Source organism: Bacillus sp. FSL K6-0073 (genome assembly GCF_038006085.1).
Taxonomy (GTDB): Bacteria; Bacillota; Bacilli; order Bacillales; family Bacillaceae_G; genus Bacillus_A; species Bacillus_A cereus.
This window is the reverse complement of record NZ_JBBOUN010000001.1, coordinates 3523742-3547673: the sequence shown is the minus strand read 5'-3', so window position 1 is coordinate 3547673 and position 23932 is coordinate 3523742. Positions and strand designations below refer to the sequence as shown.

Genomic DNA, 23932 nt, shown 5'->3' with positions numbered 1-23932 from the left:
AATGTTTAGAGGACTAGGAGCAGTATTTACGTTAGCTATATTAGGAATTCTGATTCTGTCATTTGGAACATGGTCAGCTATTTGGCTAGGACTAGCGTGGATTATTAGCTATGTATTTAATTTGGATGTTAGTTATATGACAGTGTTTACGATTAGTTCAATTGTATGGTTGTTAGTTTTTATTGTTAAGAGTTTATTCGCTTATTTAGGAAAGAAAGCTGCAGAAAGATTTTGGGATTGATTGTTGTTAAGGAAAGATAAGCGCAAACGTGTTGCATTTATTAAAACAAACGAACACAACGAATGAAAATAGAAGAAGACTAATGGGAGGCGTTGACTTATCGTAACGAAAACTAACGCAGCACAGCTACTACGTCAGAACACGCAGGAAACATTCGCTTATGAAATCGCAGAGGAATTTCGTCAGTTCCTCGAAACATGGCATTCATACACAGAGCCTTATGATACTTCGTTGGATATCTGGCTCCACGAAAGCTATGCGAAAGTATTAAGCAAAGGTACGTTCTTAGATTATCGAAGCCTACCGTATTTCTCACCTTCCTCAGCTAACTCATGCCCGAGGGAGCTTTACGAAAAGGCATTACGAAGTCCGCGAGATCAGGCCGAAGTGAAGCCGTGGCAAAGACGTTGGCAATTTATCGGAACAAACATCGGAGATGCAATCCAACGTGATATTTTACTAGCGGAACGCCATTACGAAAAGTTCACCGGTGAAAAACCACGTTTCAGAATTGAACGTACGAAAGACGGTTATCCAGCGTTTGAGGATTTCGTTAAAACTCGTAAGGTAATTGAACACAATAAACAACAGTTCGCTTTAATCGGTACGTGTGACGGTATTTTAGAATATACAGATGAGCATGGCGTAATTACACGCGTCGGACTCGAAATAAAATCGAAGCAGACTACCTACAGTAAAACTTCCGAATATTCACTGCGCGAACCTGGCGTCGACCACGTCAAACAAGTTACATGCTACTCGTTAATGTACGACTTAAATTATTACATCGTACTTTATATGAACGCATCGAAAAAAGCATGGGATATGAACGAAGGGGATTATGCGAAATATCCGGATTTCAGAGCGTTCGGCATTGCGATAACGGACGACATGCGTAACGAAGTCTTGGACAAGTTTGCTAGTATCGTAGCGGCAGTTAAGTCGAAACAACCTCCGAAATTAGATATCGAACATTGGACATTTAACAATTATAAGTCGGCATGTGCGCAGTCGTTAAGCGACGAAGAGTACGGGGAAATTAAGACGCAGGTTAATCGTGTAAAGCGTTCAAGTTTATCAGATACGAAGAAAGCTCCGTATATTGGGGCGTTGGAGTTTATCGATAAAGTACGGGAGGGAATTTAATGGAAAACAAAAAATATCTTTATAGATTTTACTGGGATTGTGGTCGAAGTGGATATTTAGAAGGATTATTCGTAGCAACGGAAGAGGAAGTATCAAGTGTAATCGGTAAGGAAGCTTATTTCGGTGAAGTATTAGGTAAACATAGCGAAGTTTACGGAGAAATTGAAGAAGGTGACATTACGAAAGTTGATATTTCACCGGAAGCTGTCTCTGAAGTATCGAAACATCTCGGCACTGAATGGAGCGGGTTTAATCCGTTAGAGTACATCAATGAGGACGATGAGTAAACGTAAAGTCTACCGAGTTCTTTCGGTAGACACCTCGTTAGGCTCACCAGGAATCGCAGTTATAGACGTAATTAACGGCAAGCCGAAACTAATCGATGTATCACACGTTAAAACGAAATCGACCGAACCAATCGCTTTACGTACCAAGACAATCGAATCATGGGCGCACTTATTTATACGCAAGTACGCGCCCTATGATTTGATAGTTCGAGAGGGTTTCGCTAGTAAAATACCACATACGAATTATACGGTGTTTAGCGCTTGGAATGCGGTGGATCGTGCGTTAAATGATTTCGGTTTGAAGGTCGATGATAGCATTGGACAGGCTTCCGTTAAAAAGAAACTCCTCGGTAAGGGACGAGCGGAAAAGGAAGAGGTCGAGGCTGGCGTGAGGCGGTACGTTGAGTGGGGCGGATTTGAAACCTTCGATGAAAGTGACGCGGCAGGTATAGGACTAGCATATTTAATCGATAAAGGGATTATTTCGAAGGAGGAAACGGAATGACTTTTGAGATTTTTAAAGCAAAGATGAATCAGATTCTTGACGATAATAGCGATGAAATATCGGAAAACATAGGAGATTGTTATTATTGGGAATGTTGGAGTATCAGTCGACTAGAAAACGGTAACTTAAAAGTTGGATTTGATATTGGATCAGGTAGTGGGTGGATACCGACGAATATTGAGTACAAAGAGATGACGCTTGAGCAACTTTATGGGCTATTCGATGCTCAGAAGGATTTAGGTGAATTCGATGCGCTTTCTCTGATAATGAATAATTACGGTGGGATTGATGCGCCTGTAATTTATGAGGAAAAAGAATGAAATATGTACTTCACCGACTAGGAATCGTATTCTCTCCGTCACTCACGCATAAAGGAGTCGGACCATTTCCTATTAAATCCGCAAGAAAACGATTTGAACAACGTATTAGATTAATCGAAGAATTCTTAAGTAAGCAAAGGGAGGACGCATAAATGGTTAAAGTTAAACGGTTGCATGAAGACGCAGTAATTCCGAAGTATGCGAAACCAGGGGATTCCGGTTTCGATTTGGTAGCGGTAGAGAACGTAATCATCGAACCAGGCGAAACGGCGGTTGTTAAAACTGGATTAGCGTTCGAAATCCCTAACGGTTACGAAATGCAAATACGTCCTCGTAGCGGAATTTCTCGTAAGACTAAATTGCGAGTTGTGTTAGGGACTATCGATAGTGGATATCGTGGAGAGGTCGGAGTGATTGTAGACAATGCGTCAATCATTGAGTATGCGTCTCAGCCGAGGTTGTTAAAAGGAGTATTTTCTGGAGATAGTGATTTTAATATTACGAAACCAATTAAGTATGAAGCTATTAAAATTCGAAAAGGTGACCGCATTGCACAAGGTGTGATCGCAGCCGTTGGTCATACAGTATTCGAAGAGGTCGAAGAATTATCGGAAAGTGAACGAGGAGAAGGCGGTTACGGAAGTACTGGTACTCAAATTAAAGTTACGACTTGCATAGATGGACGCAAATTAGGAGAAACAATTGCAGACGGATTTATCGCAGGAATTGATTTGGCTAACAACATAGATCGTACAGGGTATCCGAAGCAACTCGAATTTGATTTCGAAAAGGGAGGCGTTAAATGATGGAGATGTTTATCAATGTACTAGACAAAGGTTACGTTAGATTAGTAGATACAATGGGATGCGACTTATCTGTCGTAAATAGCGCTCGTGTCAGCTACGACAAGGAATCAACGGAACTAACCGATAAAGATATCCGTTTAATCAAATTCCTAGCAAGAGAAGGACATACGTCACCGTTTCGACACGCTACGTTACAGTTCGAAATTTATGCTCCGTTAATGGTAGCACGCCAACATTGGAAGTATATCGTCGGTAGCGATCATACAATGGACGCTTGGAACGAGTCTAGTAGACGTTATGTAACGGAAGAACCTACGTTTTATATCCCAAAAGAAAATGAATGGAGAAAAGCGCCAGAAAATAGCAAGCAAGGCAGTGGCAATCTAATCTCTCCAAGTGGCGGTTTCATTTTTACGGATGAGTTAGAAAAATACATCGAAGAAGGGGAACGCCTTTATCAATTCGCGTTAGATAGTGGAGTCTGCGCAGAACAAGCCCGATTATTCCTACCAGCTTACGGAATGTACGTACGTTATTACTGGACGGCTAGTTTACAATCAGTTGTTCATTTCCTTAATCAACGGTTAGCACACGATGCCCAGCTCGAAATCCAATCCTATGCGAAAGCCGTTCTTGAATTAACTAAAGAACAGTTTCCGGTTAGTATTGACGAACTTGTAAACGGATGTGGTAAATAAATGACAATATTAGCGTGGGTCAGCTTGGTAATTAACGTATTTATTGCGTTGGCGGTTATTCGCGACAAGGATTTAAAAGAGGATACGAGGATGTTCTCGCTAGTAATCCAGTTTCCAACGTTGTTGTTCATCGTTTTATATCTAATCGGCTAAATACACTAAGGAGGGCGTTAATATGGCAGACGTAATTAAAATCGAAAGTAAAGACGGAAATATTTACGAGGTTGACGGAAAGAGATATCGTGAGTTAGCGAAAGAGCCAGAAGTTGGAGATACGGTGTTAATTGTTAACGCTGAAGATTCTTTTGGTAAATACGAGGATGGCGATGCTTTAGTGATAGATGAAGTACGGAGTAGAGGTGTTAAGGTAGCCGCTTGTTCAGCTATAGGAAACATAGATGGTTTCATCTATAATGATGAATTTATAGTCGTAGAATCCATCGAAAAGTCAATTGAACAAGAAGCCGAACAACTATCCCGAAAACTAATACGCCTAGAAGAACGAACTGAAGAAAATCACCGCAATATCCTAACGTTCTCACAAATGGCTGAGTCCGCACGTAGTGACGCATCGAAAGCTGTTGGTGGTGTAAACGCATTAGACGAACAACTAGACTTAGTGCGTGAAGATATCGTATTCCTTGACGAAAAGATAGACGAGTTAAAGGAATCAGTGGAAGAACGTAATGCTACACCTATTACGATTAATATCGAAAACTTAAACATATCAAATACGGAATCACTCAAAGACTTCATCGAAAGAATTGCGAAAGGGCGTGGGAATGGTGTTATGTAACGCTAAGAAAATCGCTATTACGGGCAAGGCCCGAAGTGGTAAAACGGAGTTATCTCATTACGCCTGGATGTTATATGGCTTTAAAGAATTCGACTTCTCAACTGTACTAAAGGACGAGTTCCATCGACTGTTTCCGCATATCCCACGCGACCCGAAACCTCGCGCTTATTATCAAAAGTTCGGACAGTGGTTACGGGAGATTGATCCGGATATTTGGGTAAAGATAACGATGGGTAACGTACACAAATATTGTTTCGAGGATTCGTTAAACAAAGTGAATCACAAGCCAAAAGTGTTAGTAAACGGAGTGAGACAGCCGAATGAGTATCAACGTCTTAAGGACGAAGGTTTTACACTTATCCGAGTAAGTGCATCGGATGACTTACGTATTGACAGGGCGAAAGCTGAAGGCGATGTATTTACCGAAGCGGATTTGGAGCATGAAACGGAAAATCATATCGATACTTTCGAAGTAGATTATGAGATTAATAATAACGGTGAGTTAATTCAGTTGTACGGTCAGTTCGATGAGGTTATGAAAGATATCGGAGTGCAGACAGTAAGTAGTAGAGAGAATATGGCGGAAGCTCTTGCTGGTATCAGGAAGTTTTTATAAGGAATTTTTATAAAGAGTGTGGAGATTGAGAGTCTCACTTGTATATAGACGTGTAAGGCAAGATGAAAAAAAAACGAGGAGGAGTAAGCGATGCGTCACTACAGATGGAAACAATCGTTAAGATACGAAGGAAGAACTAAGGGGCTCATAACGTTCATTAAAAAAGCAAAGCGTTATTTAGGCGGTAAGACAATGACTATTGAGCAAAAGAGAAATGAGTACAAATCGAAAGCGATGGAGGAATCGAAATGACCAACGTAATCATTTACACAAAGAACGCATGTCCAAACTGCGACCAAGTAAAGTGGGCGTTAAACGCCGCAGGAGTAACTTATGAAACTCGTAATATCGACGAAGACCCGGCACATACAGCCTGGCTAGCAGACAAAGGGTACATGAGCGCACCTGTAACCGTATTTCCTAGCGGTAAGGAATTAGTCGGATTTGATATGGGTGAGTTTGCTGCGGAATTAAATCTATAAAAGGAGCGTGGGTACATGGGCGTAAGCAAATACGATAACGAAGCGGCACATCGTCGTATTGAACAAAACTATGCATTAGACAACCCGAAATCAATTGATTTATTACTACGGCATTTACCGTATATGTATGAACGTAGATTTAACGGTGATTATGCAGCCTGCGATATACTAATCGATTTAGAGACGGCAATCTCAAAAGCGGACTTGACGGATAGGCAGCGTCAAGTCTTGCGATTAGTATATTTCGAGGATATGAAACAAACGCAAGTTGCGGTCGAGATGGGGATCACGGCACCGACGGTTAACTTGTATAAGCGGTTGTTAACGCAAAAGATAGCGGCAGTGTTTGAACGATGGGGTTGGGAAGACGAGGGTTATAAATTGACGGTAGTAAGTACGGAAAGGAAGGCGGTTGTTTAATGGAGGAACAAACGAAGTATACAAAATACATCTTCAATATCAACGGGGATTACAAAACGCAGTTTGAAACGTACGTAAATACGCTAATTACCACTCTCCGAGAAAGTGATTCTAGCGCGATTAGTAATAGAGATGTACGTGCGGAAGAAATTAAATCGCTCACAGACGCTTATGTGGAAGCGGTGGGAGAACGACCTGAACCGAAACAAATCGAACGTTTAGCAGATTTGTTGCTATACGAGGAGTTGCACGATACACATCCCGATAAAATGACTCGAGAAGAATATCCGATTATGAGCGATCATCAGTTGTCGAGAAGACATAGCGGAGAAGTATCGATGAAAGTAGCGGAGGAGTACGGCGTCGACCGTCGAAACTACAAGCCTCCGGTGCGGAGGAAGCGTACGAGAAAAGAGACGTGGCAAATCGATAGAGAAGCGAAGTCTAGGAATGAGGAGAGACGTAAGGTATATCGCGAGTTTACGAGAGTGCAAGCGGTTAGGGTATATAATGGAAGGGAGCTAGTCGTATGCAAATAAAAATAGCTTTTGAAGATAATACTTCGAAAACACTTACGTATTCTGGTGAAGATAGTTTTGCAGAGTGGTGTAAGACGTTCTTTTCTGGTAGATATTTCATATTAAATGCTCATGAAACGAAAGGTAATATGTGTATTGATACTCACAAGATAAAGTATGTTGAATGTATAAAATAGAAATAAGAACTGATGAAGGCTACCTACCTATATGGTGGTCTTTTTTATGGCTTATTCATATGTTAGAATTGTATAGTAATATCAAGATGCTGATAATTCAGATTTTAAATATTAAGGGGGAAATAAAAATGAAAAAGTTAACAGATGTAATTTCACTTAAACAAGCGGAAAACCCACAGATGCAATACCACATTTACATAAGCACAAAGAGGGATATTGAATTAGAAGGCCGTATTGATTTAGCTGAGAAAGATAAAGAAGAGCAAATACAAACGGAATTAATAGAGTTCTTAGAAAATCAAGACAATGAAAATGAGTTTATTCTAGTTGGTAATCAGGCTGTAAAAGTTAATGAAATTATCTACGTAAAGGTAGAATCGTTGAGGTACTTTGGTTTTTAAGAAAAGACATTATTCATAAAGAGTACCACATATTTAAAAAGGCGCCTATTTTAGGTGCTTTTTTTGTAATTTAATCCAATTTATTTTCTTTAATCACTTTACATATGTTAATAGGTTTGGTATAATATAAGTATAAGGAGGTGAGAAAATGCTAGACGATATGATAAAAGTTCTTCAAGTTATCTACTTCATCGTTTCAATCGCTTGGGTTGTCGCGCAAGCTTCGAAAAAAGACGACGAGTAAGATAACCGAAGAACTAAGCAAGGGGAAGCGAGTTGGTCGCTCGCTTCTCAATAAAATTATAACACGTCTAGTTACAAAATGAAAAAGAATAACAAAACGTTCGTATTTTCGTTAATATTAATGTGTTTCGCTGTTATTGGAATCCGTCAAATGTGGCAGAATACATTTACCGATGTAATAACGATGATCGCGATAGTAATAACAATCGTAGTAGTCGTTAAGGATTTAGTGGGAGGTAAAAGCAAGTGAGATACGATTTAAAATCACGCGAGGAAGTCGAGGGCTTCATACGTAATGAAGTTCTTACGGCTCCCGAAGCCATCGAAATATTAGGCATTACACGTGCGCGTATGAGTCAGTTAATTAAGCAGGGGAAAATTAAGCCTGTGAAAAAGTTGGACAAGGTTAGTTTGTTTTTACGTGCAGATGTCGAGGAGAAACGTAAGGAGTTAGAGGTATTACGGGAGAAGTACCAGCCGTATAATTCTACGAATGAAGACGAGTGAAGCCGCCAGAGATGGCGGTTATTTTTTTTTTATTTTATTAAGTGAATTTTATCGAACACTACTAATTTTTACCTCGTTAGCTACCTATACGTTATGAACCCCTCGTGGAATATTATTCGGCTTCCAAATATACGGAAGTTTACTACAGACCAAGCGGTTATTCCACGATATAGGTTCTAGTAGGGAAACGAATGTGAATTCCACCCTTCGTACTTATAACTAAAAGGAGTCGATTAAATGGCGGATAATAAATCACGCGAATTAAACGCACGAAACAGTTTACAAATTAATGTAGAATTAGACGCTTCAGAAGCAATTAAAGGTTTAAAAACGATTCAAAGAGAAGCGAAAGCCGCAACGAAAGCACTTCGAGAATTAGAGGAAGCGCAGAAAGCGGTGGGTAACTAATGACTCCTTTAAGAATTATCGATGTAACTACCGGTGAAGACCGTACACAAGAATATAGTTTAGTTAACCGTAAGCAAGCCGAAGGATATAAACGTGCTATTGAAAAAGAACAGTATCGTTTATTATCACGAGGTAAGAATTGGGTAGCGAGTTACCACGACCCTATCCGAGAAATCATTACGGGTTTAACATTAACAGAGGCAGGAGCGATTATAAAGCTCTTGCCTTTTTTACGTTTTAAGAGTGACGGTAAATTAATTAAGAATGGAAAGCCGTTAAAACAGATGGACATCCAGCGCATATTTAAGCGTGGTAAAGTCGCTACTACTAAGATATTGACTCGCTTAGAGAAGTTAAGCGTTATTCACGTTTTAAAAGAAGGGCGTAGCAACGTTTATTCTATCAGTGCTAATTTTCATACGATGGGCGACGTTAAGGATGGCGAGTCATTTACGAAACTCTACCAGGTGAAAACGCAAGAAATCGTAGCTGATCTCGATTTAAATGAAGTCGGTTTACTGTATAAGATTCTACCGTTCTTTCATTTTCAAACGTATTACTTATGTAGCAATCCGAATGAACAGGACGCTAAGGAAATCAAGCATTTGAATCGTGATGGACTTGCGAGTGAGATCGGACATGAACCGGAAACAGTATCGAGGTTAATGGTACATTTACGGAATGCAGGCGTCATTATGCAACAAAGAGCACATCGTTCAGAGACGTATTTAGTGCACCCCGATATTATGTTCCGTAAAGATAGCGAAGATGAGTATACGAGAATTATTCGTAAACAGTTCGAGGAGTTAGCGAAACTACGAAAATAGGTATCGTTTTGACAACATAGGTGACCGAAAAGGAACCTATCGAATTTCTCGTGTGACGAAAACGATACCTATTACCCCATAACGTGTGACGAAAACGATACCTATTGAAATCGCCTTGAGCCTTAGAGCCACAACGGATAGAGGTAGATTTAGGTGGATTTCTTCTCTTTATCTTGTTGCGTAATTAATACGTAATAAAAGGATAAAAGATAAGACCTTGCGACTTCGATTCCGGCTATCGCCTCCACTCGTCGCTACTATACTTATTAAATAAATTATCGATAATAAATACTTTATCGGTGAATTAATTAAAGAGTAGTAGCAGACGACTTTGGAGCAAAGCGGAAAAGGCGGACGCAAGGTCTTATGTATTTTATCTTTTTACTAACGTTATTATAGGCGTAATATAATACGTTCATTTAACGATAATATACGGTCCAAACTGAGCCTATTAAATGGATTACTATCGGTGTGGTATTACGTTTATCGGAAGCTAATATAAAACGGTACATTTACGTTATATATAATAGGAAGAAACTCAGTTAATATTGCGTCAACAGGACGCTACGTATTTCCGAATTACCAGTCGATGCCTTCACGACGGAGACGTCTCGAAAACATCGACCCTGATGTTGTATAACGTATTCATTATTCCTTTATTCACTCGATGAATAAACCGCATGATATCAACGTTTGTAATCTATGCATAAACGATATAAATAGTATGCAGTTACGGTAAGTAGTACGAACGTTGATATGACACGGTTTATACGTAATTGTAACCGAGTCGATTACTTCATATAACGTGAATTATGTAAACTAACAATGAATGAAATAATGCATAAAAAGAAGCGGGTTAAATAGCCCGGGGGCGTTCGAAATGAACGACGGCGTGCAGGTCCCGAACGATTTCTTGCAAATTTTAAAACCTCGGGTCTAACGAAAGCGCCCGATAACTTACTCGGAATCTATAAGCGTAATCTATTACGAATACAAATACACTACAATTAATTTACGTAGTCGAAACGTTAGAGTTTTGTCTACGTTTTTTGTGCTTAAAACGGAAAGGAGGACGTTACATGAGCGATAAAAAACGACGCCTAGAAACACAACTCACTCGCGAACAAATCACGGCGGCTGCTTTACTATCAATTAATAAGTTCTTACCGAAAGCAAATACAATTGATGATCCAGAGGAATTAGCGAGAGCAAAAGAAAACGGACAAGTTCGATTAAATCTCGAAGAAATCGCGGAGAAATCGAACATCAGCACGCGCCAACTTTATACGTGGCGACATCGAGATAGTAATTTTATCGATTACGTCAATCTACTTTCTTCGGACGCTTTTATGTCACATTTACCTGACGTAATGCAGAAACATCTCGATATGACGCTAAAAGGACAAGGTTCGATGAAAGGTATCGAGTTATTCTACAAATTCGGCGGTTTACTGGTTGATAAGCAAGAAGTTAAAACAGAATCATCAGACGGCGGTTTAACAATGGAAGAACGTCTTGCTCGATTGAAAGAACGTACAGGCGGCGAGCAATAATGGCGTGGCTTGACGGTAAATGGTTGGCTAGAAAAGAACGCCAACAAGCGATAAATGATCGTTTATTATTACGAAAAGAATATGAAAGACTCGCTTTAAAAGGCGATTTGTTAGAGCACGATCTCACACAATGGGAAGTGTTGGAGGATGAATTAGAAAAGTTACAACGAGTGCACGATTGCGAGCACGACGTACTACGCTTTACTTACGAATACTTTTCCGATGAATTAAACCCTGATAACGAATCGAATTTAATTCCGGCGGGACAGACGTTAGAAAACGCAGCTGATTTCCACGTAACGCTTTGTTCTTTACTTGACGATATCACTGAAGGAGTAACGAAAAGTAACGTAGGTTGGTCGGTAGGACGACGTCATGCTAAAACCGCTTACCTTTCGAATTCTTATTTGTGTCACCAAGTAGTTTATCGATTACAGAAATATATCGTAGAAGTTTCCGAAACTACAGACGTAGCAGGTGATTTCATTAAATGGACGGTAAACCAGCTTAAGTTTAACGAAAAACTACGTGAGGATTTCGGTGGAATATTACATCCAAAGCCGTCTATGAATGAAGTCGATAACAAATATGAATTTATTACGTCTACTGGTACAAAAGTTGAAGCGAAAGGTATCGGGACTCAGATGCGTGGTTTGCGTCATTTATCTGAGCGCCCAGGCCTATTTATCCTTGATGACTTAGAAAGCGGAGAAAATACGAATACTCCGGAGTTGCGAGCGAAAAACTTGCATTGGTTCCGTTCAGAGATGATTGAAGCGCTGGGTTTCGGTGGTATTTGCGTTTATATGGGAACTATCGTTCATTATGATTCGTTGCTGAACCACGTACTAACTAAGCGTAAAGATTTTATATCACGTAAATTCCCGGCTATTTTATCGTGGTCAGAGCGGGAAGATTTATGGGAAGAGTGGCGAAAGCTCTACAATGCAGACGAAAAAGACGCAGTAGATCAAGCCAACGTCTTTTACGAAGCAAATAAAGAAGAGATGCTACGTGGTACAAAAGTACTATGGCCACAAGCATATGATTATAAATATTTCATGGAAAAACGTGAATCGATGGGTGCTCGAGCATTCAACCAAGAATACCTTGGAAACCCTGTCGATGAGGAGTCGCAAGTATTCAAACCCGAATATTTCACGTACTGGACTGATAAGGATATAGAAAACAAGCAATTAGAATATTTTTGCGGGATAGACTTCGCCATGGGCAAAGAAAAAGGCGATTATTCCGTTATTTTGACCGTTGGACGTTCATCTAACGGTATTTTTTATGTCGTTGACACGTTTATTGAGCGTGTGCATCCCGATATCTTATTACAAAAAGCAGTAGAGAAATCGCTTCAGTATCAATATTCGGGCATTGCAGTAGAGGCACAGCAAGCGCAAGAATGGTTTGCGGACAAGCTATCTCAAGCACTACAACAATCTGGCTATCCGTCGGCTACTCGTATGAAACAAATCAAACAAAGAACACGTAAGGCCTTACGTATTGAATCGTTATTACCGGACATTCAAGCGGGGCGTATTCGATTTAAACGAGATCAGCGTTTGCTTCTCGAAATGTTAGAAATGTATCCGAATCATAATCATGATGACGGGCCGGATGCTCTGCACATGGCGGTTTCAACAGGTATCAGTAGTAACGTAGTAGTAAGGACGACTAAAAAAAGAATGAGATAGAAAGGAGGTAACTTATGAATCTACCTATGGCAGATTACAACATATTAAATCCGACTGATATGGACGAATTATTATTTTCCCCATGGCAACAAGCTATCGGAAAAGAAACCTGGGGCCGAATCAATAGACAAATTCGTTACTACGAATATTATGACGGAAAACAACACGTTGATCCTAATACCGGACAACTTGTAAAGGCTAGAGAACTATCACGTCCTGATGGATTAGATTATGACCCGACGCGTTACGCTACGAATTACTTTAAAGTCATGATTAATGAGAAAGCACGTTGGCAAATGGCGGGTAAGCACGGAATTTCTGTATCGCCAATGCGAATTGATTCAATCGAAGAAATGTTACAGATGGACTATAAGCCGTCTGAAGCGCAAATGGTTGAAAACCAACGAGCAGACAATTACGAAAAATTGTTATACAAGATATGGAAAGAAAATAAGATGCGTGAAAAGCTGATTCAAGCAGCACGTGATCGCTTAATCGTCGGTAGAGTCGCTTGTAAAATCGCTTTTAACCCGACTAACGGTAAAATCAAGTGGGTTTTCCGCCCGGATACGGAAGTAATCCCGATTTATTCAGACGATGACTATGACGAATTAGAAGCGGTACACTTTGTTAACTTTAAAAGTCTAAACAATGAGGAAGTTATCTATAAACAAACGTTTAGTCTCGAAGAAGGACAATGCTACTTGGAAGAAGCTTATTACGATAAAACCCTGAAAGTTGTCAAGGAAATTCAACCTAGAAAGGCAATGGGTATCGACTTCATTCCAGTAGTATTGTTTCCGGTAAATGATTTGAGTGCCTCTGAAGCAAATAACACGGAAGTTGACGATATGAAAGAGCAAACGGACGTATTAAATCGTATGAATGAAGATGCACTTGATTCACTTAAATTTGAAATGTTCTCGATGACGGCTTTGTTTAACGTACCTGATGGAACTGCCGATAAGATGCGAATCGCACCTGGTGCAGTGCTCGAAGCAAAAGGTGGGATGAACGGATTGAATCCTGATATTAAGAAAGTTGAAGGTGGCTTTCGTTGGAAAGAGGCATTTAAAGATCAATACGCAAGGGTAAAAGGAGCATTGCACGAAATCACCTCGTTACCACAAATCGTACCTTCTGAAATGAACTTTGGGGGATTAAATAGCGAAACATTGCACGTATTGTTCCACGATATTATTCAAGAAACTGAAGAGCATTGGTTATCATGGGGACCGCGTTTAGAAGAATTACATGAAAAGACAATCCGATACTTACAAGCAAGGGTTGACCGTCAAAAATTCGGATACGACCGAGAAGTAGTGAAAGCAATCGGTGATAACTACGACAATGAGATTCGATTTGTTCTTCCTTTACCAGATAATCGTAAGGAATTAGTCGAGTTACTTACAGAAGAAACGTCCGCAGGATTTGAATCTATTGCCGGAGCGATGAATCGTTTAGGTGTAGAAAACATCACAGCTAAGAAACAGGAGATTTCAAACGAGCAGCAACTTCGAATACAAAAAACTGATCCGTATGGAGGTAGTGAATAAATGAGATTAATTGATCAAAAGAAAGCGTCATTCAGATTACGTCTAGGGAATTTGCAACACTTTTCAGATCCTGAACCTGGCGGTCCACAAGACCCGCCAACGCCGCCTGAGCCACCTAAACAAAAACATACTGACGAAGATGTTCAGCGTATGATTGACGAAGCATTGGCAAAAGCGAAGGCTGAAGCTGATGAAAAGGCGGAAAAAGAGCGCCAGGAAGCAGAACGTAAGAAACTAGAGGAACAAGAGAAGTACAAAGCGCTTTATGAAAACTTACAACAACAAGTAGAAGAACAAAAGGCAAAAACAATAGATGCAAAGAAAGAAGCAATTTTAGCAGCGGCAAATTACGCGCCGGAACAAATTGCTTTAGTCAAAGACCTGTTAAAAGGCGAATCGGACGAAGAATTAAAGCAATCACTAGAGTCCGTAAAATCAGTAGTTTTACCTTTAGGGAGTGGCGCCGATCCTTCACCTGGTAATCCAAGAAGAGGCAATCCAGAACCGAAGGATTTAGCAGACGTCGGCCGCGATTTATACGCGAAACTAAAAGCCGACGGTAAATTATAAGAAAAATTGAGGAGGAATATTAATGCCAGTTTACACACCGAAATTTACAGAACAACCGTTTAAAAGTGGTAAAAACATTTTAGCGAGTGAACACTTGCAGTATATCGAAGGGGGAGCGACATTAGACGCTACTAAATTCGGTGCAAAATACGTTGAGTGTGGTACGGCTATTGCTCGTAACATAACTACAGGTAAGTTTGAACCTTATAAAGACGGTTCAGAAGGAGCGCTACCAACTGGATTCGATGAGTTTGCAATTCTTGATATTGATTGGGATTGCGATGGCAAGAATGACGGGGTAGTTGGTCAAGTAATTGTTCGGGGGTCAGTATACGAATCAAAACTTGTTGGTGTTACAGAAACATTCAAAAAAGAAACGCCACTAATTCGATACGTAAAACACATCTAGTCAAGTCGCTAATAAAGCGGCTTTTTATTATAAATTTTTACGGAAAATTGAGGAGGAATATAAATGGCAGGTATTGCAGAATTAAAGGAATTTAAAAAGCCCGCACTTCGCGGATTGGTTGATGCATTGGAGAAGGAAAAACAAGACGCACCGTCGTTGGCGGACCGTTTCTTACCAAATGATCAAATCTTTTCTACAACGTTTGCTTACGATGTAATTAAGAAAACCAACCATATTGCAGCTATGATTGGTTACGGTGCAGAGCCACCAGTAGTTGACCGTGATGCAGTTGCTTCTAAAATGGGCGAACTTGCAAAAATGGGACTTAAGTATATCGCTACAGAGGAAGAATTACTTGCGTTAAATCAGTCACGTTCTGACGCCGAACACAAAGCGATGATTGAAAAGTTAATCGTTAAAGGGGCTGACTTAGTAAAAGCATTACAACGTCGTGTTGATATTGCGAAATTAGAGGCTATTACCAAAGGTAAATTTGATTACAACAAAAATGGCGTGAAAATTGTAGTTGACTATGGTATCCCAAATGAACATAAAGTTGCTTTAACTGGTACGAACGCATGGACTAACGTTGATGCCGATGCTTTAGGAAACTTAATCGAGTGGAACGATAAATACGTTGATACGAATGGGAAAAAAGCTGATGTTATCTTAATGACTCGTGAGACACAAGCACTATTACAAAAGAATAAAGGGATTATCGCTGAAGCTCGTGGTGTAGCGAAAGACGGGGCTGCACGCATTTCAGTTGCGGAAGTTAACGATGTTTTAGATGGTTATGGTTTACCGCCAATTCAAATCGTAGAACAACGCAAGGTTACAGTACGTAACGTTTACACAGGACAAGACGAAGTAATCGAGTTCATGCCTAAGTATCGTGTCGTATTCGTTGCTCAAGGACTTGGTAATTTCGTATATGGTCCAACCGTAGAAAATGACTACAAACCAGGTATTGATTTACGCGCTTATGATAAATTCGAGCCAATCGAATCTGTACTTCGTGTAGCGGCAGCAGGTTTCCCAATCGTTGAAAAACCATCGTTATTATTCCACGCTGACGTAGCGGCTGAATAATGACTAAAGTTAAAGTAGTGGGCGGTATCGTGGACGGTCACGGTATCGGCTCACAAATCGAAATCGACGAAAAATCGGCGTCTTACTTAGCGTCGATTGGTTACGTCGAAATTATTGAAACGCAAGCAGTTTCGGGTGAAAAAGGCGAGTCAGCACCGAAAAAGCCCGCTACACGCAAGCGTAGTACAAAACCTAAGGAAGAATAAAAGAGGTGACGGCTATGGCGACGGAAGGTTTTATTAGCGTAGAAGAATTGAAACAACGGTTGCAAGCCGACGATTCGTTATTCGAAGAAGCATTAATCGCGAATGGCTTTTCGTCGCTAACCGTTCTAAACGAGAAACAAGCGCAATTAGTTACGTTCTATTATCGCTATGTTGATTTAATGGCGAAAGCAACAGTCGAAGCATCTTCGTTTAAATATACAGACGGTGAAGAAAGCGTAGATAAATCTAGTGTGTCGAAGAATTATCGTGACTTGGCGCAACACTATTATGACCTATGGCGCAGTAAACGAACAGAATATGACGATACAGGTTCTAGCTTTCGAATTGCAAAACGAGTTGATCGTCCATGAGCGATTTACAGCAAGAATTTGACAAAGCACTTGGTAAAATATCGAAGCAATACGAAAAAGAAAACGAAAAACAAGTAGAAGAGACGGTAGGCGCAATTATGCTAATCCGTCTTTTTTTATTGGACTTAATTAACGACTATCAAAAAGACGGTGTAATTAAGCGAGGTAGATTAAACGCTTTGTTACGGGATTTAGACTATTACGAAAAAGAGTTTCGCAAGAAAGCAGGAGCGTCATTCGAAAAAGTAATCGATGATACAGCGAAATGGACGACTTCTAGACTTGCAGAAACTAATCTTGGCGTAACGAATTTAGATTCCGTAAATCAGCAAATTGTGAGGGGCATGTTAAAGCGTAGAGGTGAGGATGGTTTAATCCTTTCTGACCGAGTGTGGAATCTAGCAGGTGATATGCGTGCAGAGTTAACAAAGGTTATAAGACCGGCTGTATTAAAAGGTGAAAGTGTAAGTTTAATCTCTCAGAAAATACGAGAAGTACACGATAACGAGAAGTGGAAAATCGAACGTGTAGCGATTACGGAGAGTAACAATACACACCGAGCAGCTACGATATATAACGGTAACGAAAGTGATATTGTTACAGGTTACAAGATTATCGATAACGGACACCGTCACAGATACCACTCGAAGCATATGTGTTACAAGTTAGCTAGACGTGACGCTTACGGACTAGGTCCTGGCAGTTATCCGAAAAAGATCCCTGAGAGTTTGCTAGCTCAACTAATCAGCCCACATCCACAATGTTCATCTCGTTTAAATTACATTATCGGAGAGGAGGAGTAACGAGTGTTAACTGAAAAAGACATCGAACAGATTCGAGCCAATCGTGAATTAATCGAAGAAAATCGCCGTGAACCGATTATCTTATGGCGAAAAGGTATAAGGGAAACAGATCCAATTACAGGCGAAGAGATTCACGGTGAAGATACGCAAGAAGCTGTGCAAGTTGTTTGGAAGAAATTCACGCTTGAAGACAACGTAAAATTCGCAGGTACTGACGTAAAAGAAGGTGAAGCACTCGTTACTTTCCGACTCGATATCGATTTGAATAACGTCGAGTACCTTGAAAGAAACGACATCAAATACGTAATCATGCTTGTTGACGAACGAGGACTAGGCGGAATTAACCGTCGAGAAGTAGTCGTAAAGAGGGTGGTTTAATGAAAGTCAGCACGAGGATTAAAGGTATGGGAGATATTTACCGCATGGCTAATCCTGATCGATACAAAACACCAGTTGCTAATACAGTAGAGAAACATGCGAGGCTACAAGCGAACACAGCTTCTAACAGAGCACCTGTTGAATCGGGTAATTTAGCGGGAAGTATTCCACCAAGTGTGAAAGCTTTCAACGGAGATAAAACGGGATGGTCTTACGGATCAGAAGTCGAATATGCAGCCGTTCAAGAATACACACATAAAACGAAAAAAGGATTCATGCGTAAGACAATGTTCGAAGGCGAGCAACCGTTAGTTTCTGACTTGGAAAAAACGGTACAACGAACAGCGAGAGGTTTATAACGATGTATACAGTAAATGACGTAATGTATTCGCTGAAGAAATCATTAGATGAATTCGCACCTACTATTTGGGTATATGACGGTGTTTCTCTAACCGGAAAATCAAAACCGTTTCTAACGATTGAATCTTTAACGGGAACAATAGACAGGTATTCAAAGGATAATTACGCACGAAACCATCTAATACAAATCGGAGTGTATTCCGATACAGTATCAAACCGAAACGAATTACAAGATAGAATCATCGACCGACTAGAAAGGCGACCTATCGACTTGTACGACACAAGTTCGAAGGCACCTACGCTAGTCGGTTTTTTATATGCGGAAGTTTCGTCGTTCGAACCAATTCCTCAGGAAGATGGGACGCAAGTAACGGCGAAACACCGCAGTTTTATCACGATAACTATACGAAACTAGGGAGGAAATTAAATGGCAGGCTCACCGGAATTTAAGGGTAAAGAAACGTTATATTTAATCGATATTCCACAAACAGAAGGCGCTAGTAAAACAGTTCGACTATTTAACCAGACGTCAGGCTCACGCTCTATCGAAGCGGGCGAAATCGAGTTGAAGACGAAAGATAAAAGCGGTTCAGATTATGGCGATGTAACGCAATCAGTATCTATTGAGGGCGTGAGTACAGAAGGTGACGAAGCGTTAGACTACATCGAAGAAGCAATTACAAATAAAAAACTCGTTAAAATTCACGAAGTTTCTTTACGTAGTGCGAAAGCAGGTGAGTACAAATCGAAGAGTGGTACGTTCATGTTAAGCAGTGTGGAACTATCGCACGAAAACGAAGAGTTCTCGAAGTACTCTATCGAAGCAAAATTAAACGGCGGGTTGTCCGTAGGTAAGATCACAACGGTTCCACCAGGCGCTCCTGACGGAGATATCGCGGATAAACCTAGCGCATAGATAGGACGGGCTTAATTGCTCGTCTTTTTAAATTTCAAAAATAAAAATTAACGGAGGTTTTTATAGATGACTAAAACATATACACGTTTTGAAGTAAAAGGGAAAGAACATGAACTGAAATACGGATTTGAAGCAATTAAATTAATCGATGGAAACGGCGGTCCTTTTGAGTTTGTCCAAAAAGCGATGCAAGGCGGTCTTGAAGATTTCGTTGATGTAATTTATTACGCGTTGATCCATACAGGAGAAGGTATTACACGAAAAGATATTGAGGAAGAAATTGAACGTCAATTACTGTCTGAGGAGTTATCTTTTGATGACATCTTAAAAGTAAATAAGGCGGTAGTTCTAAATAGTTTTTTCTTCAAGAAAACAGTGAACAAATTACTAGCGAGCATGGGCGAGGATCAGAAGAAAGCGTTCGAGAGTCTGTACGAATAAACATTGATGATTTACAGGCCGATTGTTTTCGATATTTCGGAATGTCAACGCTTGAATCGAAACAGTTAAGTATTAAAGAATACCACATTATGCTTACCGGATACCGCGAGCGTCTACTAGATACCTATGAAATTGCTAGTGTTCAAGCTTTGTTTTACCGAAATGCACAAAGTGATAAGGTTAAGAGTTTAGATGACATATACAAGCGTCCTGAAAATGCTCGAATGTTAGAAGCGAGAGAAAAAGAGCGTGAGCAACTTACGAAAAAAATTCACGCCAATGAGTCTTTATTCGATGATATCGAACGGGCGTTACGTCAAAACGGAAAGGGTGGTGAATAGTTATTAGTCAAAACAGAGTAGAGGTACAACTTCTAGCGGATATATCGTCTTTAAGGAGTAGTTTGACACAAGCGACACAACTTTGGCGCAATTTTCAGCAAGCAGTAAGTCAACCGATAAATATACCGGCACCAACTATGCCGACAATACCACCGATACCTAGACCCGCACCTCCGCCACCGCCTGATATGTCAGGTTGGCAACGGACGTTTCAAAATGTAGGTAATCAAGCACAAGAAATGGGACGTAGGATACAATCAGTTGGACAAAACATGACGACGGCGTTTGCACCACTCGCTTATGCTTCCGGTAAAGCTTTCGGAAGTATGATTAAAAACTCGATGGAATTCGAGCAACAAACGAGAAAAGCGGCCGTACTTACAGGCGGTGCGTATGGACAAGTTAAGAAAGATATCTTAGAAATGGCGACTAGCTCCGTATATTCAACTGGACAAGTAGCGGCGGCGTATGCGGAACTAGGGGCGAAAGGATTTGACGCAACACAATCTACAGCCGCGTTACCAGGTGTTCTATCAGCAGCAGCAGCATCCGGTGAAGACCTAGGTATGGTAGCCGATACGATAACTTCCGCATTAAACGCATTTAGTATGGAAGCGAAGGATAGTGGGCACGTAGCGGACGTCCTTGCTCAAGCAGCAAATGCAACCGCCGCAGGTGTGTACGATATGCAATACGCATTTAAGTACGCAGCAGGTCCGGCAGCACAATTAGGTATCTCTATGGAAGAACTTGCAGCATCCGTCGGTATCATGTCTAATGCTGGTATCAAAGGTGAGACGGCCGGTACAGCGTTAAGATCGGCAATGCTCCGTTTAGTCAAACCGCCGAAAGCAGCGGCAAATATGCTGAAAGAATTAGGCGTTACTACGACTGATAGTAGCGGTAATATGAAGTCACTCTCTCAAATTATCGGTGAATTACAAAAAGGTATGAACGGAATGACAAGCGCTCAAAAAGGTGCGGCGTTAGCTACGATATTCGGTACAGAAGCTGTTTCTGGTATGATGGCGCTTGTTTCAGCAGGTCCGGAGAAAATCGATAAATTAACGCAATCTCTTATTAAATCAGACGGCGCTTCGAAAAAAGCAGCGGACTCGATGCTTGAAGGTTGGGCTGGTGCGATAGTTAAAATGCAATCGTCAATCGATGTAGCAGCTCGTGCATTTACGGATGCTTTAGCTCCAGCGATTTCAGTTGTAGCTGATAAGATTAAAACATTAGCAGACTGGTTCAATGGCTTATCACCGACAATGAGAACGGCTATCGCGACAGTGATTACAGCTGTTGCGGCATTTACTGTGTTTATGGCTGTGTTGGGACTAATTATTAGCGCTATAGGAAGCACTATAGGGGCTTTCGGAATGCTTGTGAAGTGGTTAGGCGAAAGTGCAATGATTGCAAAATTAGCAAGCGCCTCAATGGTCGCTCTACGTGCAGCATTTGCTTTTCTAACCGGACCAATTGGTGCAACTATTGCTATTATCTCTTTACTAGGAACAGCACTTGTCCAACTATACAAACACAACGAAACATTCCGTAACGCAGTAAATAGTGCTTGGGAATCGATTAAAACTACAACTATATCAGCCGTAGAATCTATGAAAGCGGCATTTGACTCATTTGGTGCGTATCTTGCAACAATCCCCGCTAAATTTACAGCGATGGGCGTTGCGATAGGTACTTTTTTTAGTTCCGTAACCGCTAAGCTAAGCGGTATCGGTCAGAGTATAAGTGGAGCTTTCGGTTCAGCTATTGAAGGATTAACCGCTAAGTTTTCGGGTATGGGAGCAGCGATTTCACCAGTTGTAGATTTTATAAAAGCATCGTTCTCATCAATCGGTAACACAATCGCTACATTAACGCCATTAATCGTACGTTTAGGGTTATCGTTTTTAGGTGTGTCTGGTCCTATCGGTTGGGTAATCGCTATTGTCGCTTCATTAGGTGCTACGATTTTTAAACTTGTGAATACGAATGATCAGGCAAAAGCAGCGTTAATGTCAGCGTGGGAATCAATTCAAAGTGTATTTAGTACGGTTGCTTCTGTAATTATGCCGATAATTACTTCGCTAGCGCAAGGCTTTATCGATGCATTCGCGCCTTTAGCGCCGGAGTTTCAAAAGACCGGTCAAGTCATCATGGAAAGTTTCGCATCGCTACAGCCAGCATTTGCAGAGTTAGGCGCAGCGTTTGGCGAGTTAGGTTCGACTATCATGAGTCTCTTTGGAGACGTCGTAAAACAAGTAATGCCGGTAGCAATGGATTTATTTAAGCTATTCGGAGAAAACATTCAATTAATCATGCCTATGGTTACGGATCTAATGAAACTATTCGCTGATACAACGATTGAAATCATGCCTGCAATTACGCAAGTAGTCCAGGAGTTATCTCAGATGTTTGCAGAATTAGCGGCTGAAGTAATGCCGATGCTTTCACAAGTGGCACAAGAAGTGTTTCCTGCGATATTAAACGTTATTCAAACATCGGTTGGTGTATGGGTAATGCTTATAAAAACTTTCGGTGAAATTCTTGTAATTGTAGCGCAAGAGATGATACCGGTCATACTTACGGTTGTTCAAGAGGTATTTCCTATAATTCAATCGATTATCGAGACGGCTATTCCTATAATCATAGAAATTATTAAATTGTTCGGGGAGATTATAACGATAGTTGCGACGACTGTAGTTCCGCTTATCTTACAAGCGGTGCAAGAGGTCTTTCCGGTAATTCAAGCAATTATTCAGGCTGTAATTCCTATAATTTCAGCATTGTTACAAGGTGCAGCCGAGATTATTAAAGGCGTATTAATTCCAGCAATTCAATTCATTTTACAAATCGTGCAGGCCGTATTCCCAGCGGTAATGGGTATTATTAAATCTGTTATCGGCATCATCACGAACATTATCAAACTATTTACGTCTATATTGAAAGGTGATTGGAGTGGCGCATGGGATGCGGTTAAGGGAATTACGTCAAATGTAATGTCGTTGATTAAAAGCATTATCGATGGAGCGATTTCCTTAATAGGTGTAATCGTACGTAACGGGTTGAATTTAGTCCAATCTATTTTCTCTAGCGTATTAAATGCGGTATGGAATGTAGTCAAATCTATATTTGATGGAATTCGTAATGTAATTTCATCAGTAATTTCAGCAGTTGGAAATATCATTTCTGCGGGTTGGAATGCAGCTAGTTCCGCAACGTCTAGTATCTTAGACGCGATGTCTAATACAATCTCGAACATATGGAATAAGATCATCTCGTTCTTAAAAGGGATTAACCTAATGGATATTGGTAAAAACATCATGGAAGGTTTATTAAAAGGTATTACATCAATGGCGAGCGCGATTTGGGATAAGGTTGCCGATATTGGTAACGGTATTAAGGACAAGCTTACCGGACTATTTTCGATTCATTCTCCTTCGCGTTGGATGCGCGACATGATCGGCGTAAACATGATGCAGGGTTGGATTAACGGTGTTGACGGAATGAAAAGTTCGGTGCAACGTACGACGCAACAGATGGCGGACTGGATGAAGCCGGAAATGTTAGCGGTGGATACAGGTGCTTCCATACCGAGAGGAGTAAGCGGGTTAGGTGCGTATCAATCAGCTAAACCAACGCCAAGCATGTATAAGCCGAGTCAATACGATAATCCAACGTCAAGAGATAAGCAACCAGCGTATATTAACGTCCAACTCGGTAAACAAGAGTTTGCGAGATTCGTTGACGATATTACTGGCGAGCAAGAAGCGGTTAAAAGACGTAGAGAGGTATTTAAAGGAGGGCGGTAG

At 40.7% G+C, this 23932-nt stretch carries 34 protein-coding genes and 1 pseudogene; all 35 read left to right on the top strand.

The annotated features are described in order from the left end of the window. Nucleotide 1: 1 nt before the first annotated feature. The 35 genes and pseudogenes from MHB52_RS18235 to MHB52_RS18065 all read left to right on the top strand — a co-directional run bounded on the left by MHB52_RS18235 (nucleotide 2) and on the right by MHB52_RS18065 (nucleotide 23932). The gene (locus tag MHB52_RS18235) at nucleotides 2-241 is read left to right on the top strand and encodes a hypothetical protein (RefSeq protein ID WP_061664056.1); all 240 of its coding nucleotides are present in this window, start codon (nucleotides 2-4) and stop codon (nucleotides 239-241) included. A 231-nt stretch (nucleotides 242-472) separates the two neighbouring features. Continuing rightward, the gene (locus tag MHB52_RS18230) at nucleotides 473-1387 is read left to right on the top strand and encodes a hypothetical protein (RefSeq protein WP_431519947.1); all 915 of its coding nucleotides are present in this window, start codon (nucleotides 473-475) and stop codon (nucleotides 1385-1387) included. Beyond that, entirely contained in the window at nucleotides 1387-1674 is a 288-nt protein-coding gene (locus MHB52_RS18225) for a hypothetical protein (protein ID WP_061664054.1), read from the top strand. Before MHB52_RS18230 ends, MHB52_RS18225 begins: the two co-directional genes overlap by 1 nt. After that, the gene (locus MHB52_RS18220; RefSeq protein WP_340767767.1) at nucleotides 1658-2179 is read left to right on the top strand and encodes a crossover junction endodeoxyribonuclease RuvC; all 522 of its coding nucleotides are present in this window, start codon (nucleotides 1658-1660) and stop codon (nucleotides 2177-2179) included. The genes MHB52_RS18225 and MHB52_RS18220 overlap by 17 nt, the downstream gene beginning before the upstream one ends. Then, nucleotides 2176-2499: a hypothetical protein gene (locus MHB52_RS18215; protein ID WP_061664052.1), complete on the top strand. Its 324-nt coding sequence runs from the start codon at nucleotides 2176-2178 to the stop codon at nucleotides 2497-2499. Before MHB52_RS18220 ends, MHB52_RS18215 begins: the two co-directional genes overlap by 4 nt. Next, nucleotides 2496-2651: a hypothetical protein gene (locus MHB52_RS18210; RefSeq protein ID WP_172797032.1), complete on the top strand. Its 156-nt coding sequence runs from the start codon at nucleotides 2496-2498 to the stop codon at nucleotides 2649-2651. Before MHB52_RS18215 ends, MHB52_RS18210 begins: the two co-directional genes overlap by 4 nt. After that, nucleotides 2652-3155 (top strand): annotated as a pseudogene (locus MHB52_RS18205) (dUTP diphosphatase); the annotation flags it as partial. It abuts the gene before it with no gap. 149 nt (nucleotides 3156-3304) lie between these two features. Beyond that, nucleotides 3305-4003: an FAD-dependent thymidylate synthase gene (thyX, locus tag MHB52_RS18200; RefSeq protein ID WP_061664082.1), complete on the top strand. Its 699-nt coding sequence runs from the start codon at nucleotides 3305-3307 to the stop codon at nucleotides 4001-4003. 175 nt (nucleotides 4004-4178) lie between these two features. Further along, nucleotides 4179-4799 (top strand): hypothetical protein, encoded by a 621-nt coding sequence (locus tag MHB52_RS18195; protein WP_061664050.1) that lies wholly within the window; start codon nucleotides 4179-4181, stop codon nucleotides 4797-4799. Then, complete coding sequence (locus MHB52_RS18190; protein ID WP_061664081.1) at nucleotides 4789-5415, top strand: AAA family ATPase; 627 nt, start codon at nucleotides 4789-4791, stop codon at nucleotides 5413-5415. Before MHB52_RS18195 ends, MHB52_RS18190 begins: the two co-directional genes overlap by 11 nt. Nucleotides 5416-5505: 90 nt before the next feature. After that, on the top strand, nucleotides 5506-5667 hold the full coding sequence (locus tag MHB52_RS18185) for a hypothetical protein (protein ID WP_172797031.1): 162 nt from the start codon (nucleotides 5506-5508) through the stop codon (nucleotides 5665-5667). Further along, the gene (locus tag MHB52_RS18180) at nucleotides 5664-5897 is read left to right on the top strand and encodes a glutaredoxin family protein (protein ID WP_061664049.1); all 234 of its coding nucleotides are present in this window, start codon (nucleotides 5664-5666) and stop codon (nucleotides 5895-5897) included. Before MHB52_RS18185 ends, MHB52_RS18180 begins: the two co-directional genes overlap by 4 nt. Before the next feature lie 15 nt (nucleotides 5898-5912). Beyond that, the gene (locus MHB52_RS18175) at nucleotides 5913-6317 is read left to right on the top strand and encodes a sigma factor-like helix-turn-helix DNA-binding protein (protein ID WP_061664048.1); all 405 of its coding nucleotides are present in this window, start codon (nucleotides 5913-5915) and stop codon (nucleotides 6315-6317) included. Continuing rightward, the gene (locus MHB52_RS18170; RefSeq protein WP_061664047.1) at nucleotides 6317-6856 is read left to right on the top strand and encodes a hypothetical protein; all 540 of its coding nucleotides are present in this window, start codon (nucleotides 6317-6319) and stop codon (nucleotides 6854-6856) included. Before MHB52_RS18175 ends, MHB52_RS18170 begins: the two co-directional genes overlap by 1 nt. Then, nucleotides 6847-7032, top strand: a complete 186-nt coding sequence (locus MHB52_RS18165) for a hypothetical protein (protein WP_061664046.1) — start codon at nucleotides 6847-6849, stop codon at nucleotides 7030-7032. Before MHB52_RS18170 ends, MHB52_RS18165 begins: the two co-directional genes overlap by 10 nt. A 128-nt stretch (nucleotides 7033-7160) precedes the next feature. Further along, entirely contained in the window at nucleotides 7161-7433 is a 273-nt protein-coding gene (locus tag MHB52_RS18160) for a hypothetical protein (RefSeq protein WP_061664045.1), read from the top strand. 489 nt (nucleotides 7434-7922) lie between these two features. Beyond that, nucleotides 7923-8183 (top strand): helix-turn-helix domain-containing protein, encoded by a 261-nt coding sequence (locus MHB52_RS18155; RefSeq protein WP_061664044.1) that lies wholly within the window; start codon nucleotides 7923-7925, stop codon nucleotides 8181-8183. A gap of 237 nt (nucleotides 8184-8420) precedes the next feature. Next, the gene (locus tag MHB52_RS18150) at nucleotides 8421-8591 is read left to right on the top strand and encodes a hypothetical protein (protein WP_172797030.1); all 171 of its coding nucleotides are present in this window, start codon (nucleotides 8421-8423) and stop codon (nucleotides 8589-8591) included. Then, entirely contained in the window at nucleotides 8591-9418 is an 828-nt protein-coding gene (locus MHB52_RS18145) for a hypothetical protein (protein ID WP_061664043.1), read from the top strand. Before MHB52_RS18150 ends, MHB52_RS18145 begins: the two co-directional genes overlap by 1 nt. Nucleotides 9419-10467: 1049 nt before the next feature. Next, a complete protein-coding gene (locus MHB52_RS18140) occupies nucleotides 10468-10971 on the top strand; it encodes a phBC6A51 family helix-turn-helix protein (RefSeq protein WP_242071510.1) in 504 nt (167 codons plus the stop codon). Then, nucleotides 10971-12674 (top strand): phage terminase large subunit, encoded by a 1704-nt coding sequence (gene terL, locus MHB52_RS18135; RefSeq protein ID WP_061664041.1) that lies wholly within the window; start codon nucleotides 10971-10973, stop codon nucleotides 12672-12674. The genes MHB52_RS18140 and terL overlap by 1 nt, the downstream gene beginning before the upstream one ends. A 14-nt stretch (nucleotides 12675-12688) precedes the next feature. Continuing rightward, nucleotides 12689-14230: a phage portal protein gene (locus MHB52_RS18130; RefSeq protein WP_061664040.1), complete on the top strand. Its 1542-nt coding sequence runs from the start codon at nucleotides 12689-12691 to the stop codon at nucleotides 14228-14230. Further along, nucleotides 14231-14800, top strand: coding sequence for a hypothetical protein (locus tag MHB52_RS18125; RefSeq protein WP_061664039.1), 570 nt, complete (start codon nucleotides 14231-14233; stop codon nucleotides 14798-14800). A gap of 22 nt (nucleotides 14801-14822) precedes the next feature. Then, complete coding sequence (locus tag MHB52_RS18120; protein WP_061664038.1) at nucleotides 14823-15209, top strand: hypothetical protein; 387 nt, start codon at nucleotides 14823-14825, stop codon at nucleotides 15207-15209. Between the two features lie 63 nt (nucleotides 15210-15272). Continuing rightward, on the top strand, nucleotides 15273-16301 hold the full coding sequence (locus MHB52_RS18115; protein WP_061664037.1) for a major capsid protein: 1029 nt from the start codon (nucleotides 15273-15275) through the stop codon (nucleotides 16299-16301). Next, nucleotides 16301-16507, top strand: a complete 207-nt coding sequence (locus tag MHB52_RS18110; protein WP_061664036.1) for a hypothetical protein — start codon at nucleotides 16301-16303, stop codon at nucleotides 16505-16507. Before MHB52_RS18115 ends, MHB52_RS18110 begins: the two co-directional genes overlap by 1 nt. Before the next feature lie 14 nt (nucleotides 16508-16521). After that, nucleotides 16522-16878: a hypothetical protein gene (locus MHB52_RS18105; protein ID WP_061664035.1), complete on the top strand. Its 357-nt coding sequence runs from the start codon at nucleotides 16522-16524 to the stop codon at nucleotides 16876-16878. Beyond that, a complete protein-coding gene (locus MHB52_RS18100; RefSeq protein ID WP_061664034.1) occupies nucleotides 16875-17681 on the top strand; it encodes a hypothetical protein in 807 nt (268 codons plus the stop codon). Before MHB52_RS18105 ends, MHB52_RS18100 begins: the two co-directional genes overlap by 4 nt. Nucleotides 17682-17684: 3 nt before the next feature. Continuing rightward, nucleotides 17685-18059, top strand: coding sequence for a hypothetical protein (locus MHB52_RS18095; protein WP_061664033.1), 375 nt, complete (start codon nucleotides 17685-17687; stop codon nucleotides 18057-18059). After that, nucleotides 18059-18418, top strand: a complete 360-nt coding sequence (locus tag MHB52_RS18090; RefSeq protein ID WP_061664032.1) for a hypothetical protein — start codon at nucleotides 18059-18061, stop codon at nucleotides 18416-18418. Before MHB52_RS18095 ends, MHB52_RS18090 begins: the two co-directional genes overlap by 1 nt. A 2-nt stretch (nucleotides 18419-18420) precedes the next feature. Next, the gene (locus MHB52_RS18085; RefSeq protein ID WP_061664031.1) at nucleotides 18421-18834 is read left to right on the top strand and encodes a hypothetical protein; all 414 of its coding nucleotides are present in this window, start codon (nucleotides 18421-18423) and stop codon (nucleotides 18832-18834) included. Nucleotides 18835-18846: 12 nt separating this feature from the next. After that, the gene (locus MHB52_RS18080) at nucleotides 18847-19335 is read left to right on the top strand and encodes a phage major tail protein, TP901-1 family (protein ID WP_000919092.1); all 489 of its coding nucleotides are present in this window, start codon (nucleotides 18847-18849) and stop codon (nucleotides 19333-19335) included. A gap of 66 nt (nucleotides 19336-19401) precedes the next feature. Continuing rightward, nucleotides 19402-19776: a tail assembly chaperone gene (locus tag MHB52_RS18075; RefSeq protein ID WP_061664030.1), complete on the top strand. Its 375-nt coding sequence runs from the start codon at nucleotides 19402-19404 to the stop codon at nucleotides 19774-19776. A 41-nt stretch (nucleotides 19777-19817) separates the two neighbouring features. Then, nucleotides 19818-20117 carry a hypothetical protein gene (locus MHB52_RS18070; protein ID WP_016123145.1) on the top strand — a complete coding sequence of 100 codons (300 nt, stop codon included), beginning with the start codon at nucleotides 19818-19820 and terminating at the stop codon, nucleotides 20115-20117. Nucleotides 20118-20179: 62 nt separating this feature from the next. Continuing rightward, the gene (locus MHB52_RS18065; RefSeq protein ID WP_340767756.1) at nucleotides 20180-23932 is read left to right on the top strand and encodes a phage tail tape measure protein; all 3753 of its coding nucleotides are present in this window, start codon (nucleotides 20180-20182) and stop codon (nucleotides 23930-23932) included.

Excerpts from the sequence above, each read along its gene's own strand:
- MHB52_RS18235 (WP_061664056.1), top strand. The coding sequence starts at position 2 with ATGTTTAGAGGACTAGGAGCAGTATTTACGTTAGCTATATTAGGAATT.
- MHB52_RS18225 (WP_061664054.1), top strand. The coding sequence starts at position 1,387 with ATGGAAAACAAAAAATATCTTTATAGATTTTACTGGGATTGTGGTCGA.
- MHB52_RS18220 (WP_340767767.1), top strand. The coding sequence starts at position 1,658 with ATGAGGACGATGAGTAAACGTAAAGTCTACCGAGTTCTTTCGGTAGAC.
- MHB52_RS18215 (WP_061664052.1), top strand. The coding sequence starts at position 2,176 with ATGACTTTTGAGATTTTTAAAGCAAAGATGAATCAGATTCTTGACGAT.
- MHB52_RS18210 (WP_172797032.1), top strand. The coding sequence starts at position 2,496 with ATGAAATATGTACTTCACCGACTAGGAATCGTATTCTCTCCGTCACTC.
- thyX (WP_061664082.1), top strand. The coding sequence starts at position 3,305 with ATGGAGATGTTTATCAATGTACTAGACAAAGGTTACGTTAGATTAGTA.
- MHB52_RS18195 (WP_061664050.1), top strand. The coding sequence starts at position 4,179 with ATGGCAGACGTAATTAAAATCGAAAGTAAAGACGGAAATATTTACGAG.
- MHB52_RS18185 (WP_172797031.1), top strand. The coding sequence starts at position 5,506 with ATGCGTCACTACAGATGGAAACAATCGTTAAGATACGAAGGAAGAACT.
- MHB52_RS18180 (WP_061664049.1), top strand. The coding sequence starts at position 5,664 with ATGACCAACGTAATCATTTACACAAAGAACGCATGTCCAAACTGCGAC.
- MHB52_RS18175 (WP_061664048.1), top strand. The coding sequence starts at position 5,913 with ATGGGCGTAAGCAAATACGATAACGAAGCGGCACATCGTCGTATTGAA.
- MHB52_RS18170 (WP_061664047.1), top strand. The coding sequence starts at position 6,317 with ATGGAGGAACAAACGAAGTATACAAAATACATCTTCAATATCAACGGG.
- MHB52_RS18165 (WP_061664046.1), top strand. The coding sequence starts at position 6,847 with ATGCAAATAAAAATAGCTTTTGAAGATAATACTTCGAAAACACTTACG.
- MHB52_RS18160 (WP_061664045.1), top strand. The coding sequence starts at position 7,161 with ATGAAAAAGTTAACAGATGTAATTTCACTTAAACAAGCGGAAAACCCA.
- MHB52_RS18150 (WP_172797030.1), top strand. The coding sequence starts at position 8,421 with ATGGCGGATAATAAATCACGCGAATTAAACGCACGAAACAGTTTACAA.
- MHB52_RS18145 (WP_061664043.1), top strand. The coding sequence starts at position 8,591 with ATGACTCCTTTAAGAATTATCGATGTAACTACCGGTGAAGACCGTACA.
- terL (WP_061664041.1), top strand. The coding sequence starts at position 10,971 with ATGGCGTGGCTTGACGGTAAATGGTTGGCTAGAAAAGAACGCCAACAA.
- MHB52_RS18130 (WP_061664040.1), top strand. The coding sequence starts at position 12,689 with ATGAATCTACCTATGGCAGATTACAACATATTAAATCCGACTGATATG.
- MHB52_RS18125 (WP_061664039.1), top strand. The coding sequence starts at position 14,231 with ATGAGATTAATTGATCAAAAGAAAGCGTCATTCAGATTACGTCTAGGG.
- MHB52_RS18120 (WP_061664038.1), top strand. The coding sequence starts at position 14,823 with ATGCCAGTTTACACACCGAAATTTACAGAACAACCGTTTAAAAGTGGT.
- MHB52_RS18115 (WP_061664037.1), top strand. The coding sequence starts at position 15,273 with ATGGCAGGTATTGCAGAATTAAAGGAATTTAAAAAGCCCGCACTTCGC.
- MHB52_RS18110 (WP_061664036.1), top strand. The coding sequence starts at position 16,301 with ATGACTAAAGTTAAAGTAGTGGGCGGTATCGTGGACGGTCACGGTATC.
- MHB52_RS18105 (WP_061664035.1), top strand. The coding sequence starts at position 16,522 with ATGGCGACGGAAGGTTTTATTAGCGTAGAAGAATTGAAACAACGGTTG.
- MHB52_RS18100 (WP_061664034.1), top strand. The coding sequence starts at position 16,875 with ATGAGCGATTTACAGCAAGAATTTGACAAAGCACTTGGTAAAATATCG.
- MHB52_RS18090 (WP_061664032.1), top strand. The coding sequence starts at position 18,059 with ATGAAAGTCAGCACGAGGATTAAAGGTATGGGAGATATTTACCGCATG.
- MHB52_RS18085 (WP_061664031.1), top strand. The coding sequence starts at position 18,421 with ATGTATACAGTAAATGACGTAATGTATTCGCTGAAGAAATCATTAGAT.
- MHB52_RS18080 (WP_000919092.1), top strand. The coding sequence starts at position 18,847 with ATGGCAGGCTCACCGGAATTTAAGGGTAAAGAAACGTTATATTTAATC.
- MHB52_RS18075 (WP_061664030.1), top strand. The coding sequence starts at position 19,402 with ATGACTAAAACATATACACGTTTTGAAGTAAAAGGGAAAGAACATGAA.
- MHB52_RS18070 (WP_016123145.1), top strand. The coding sequence starts at position 19,818 with ATGTCAACGCTTGAATCGAAACAGTTAAGTATTAAAGAATACCACATT.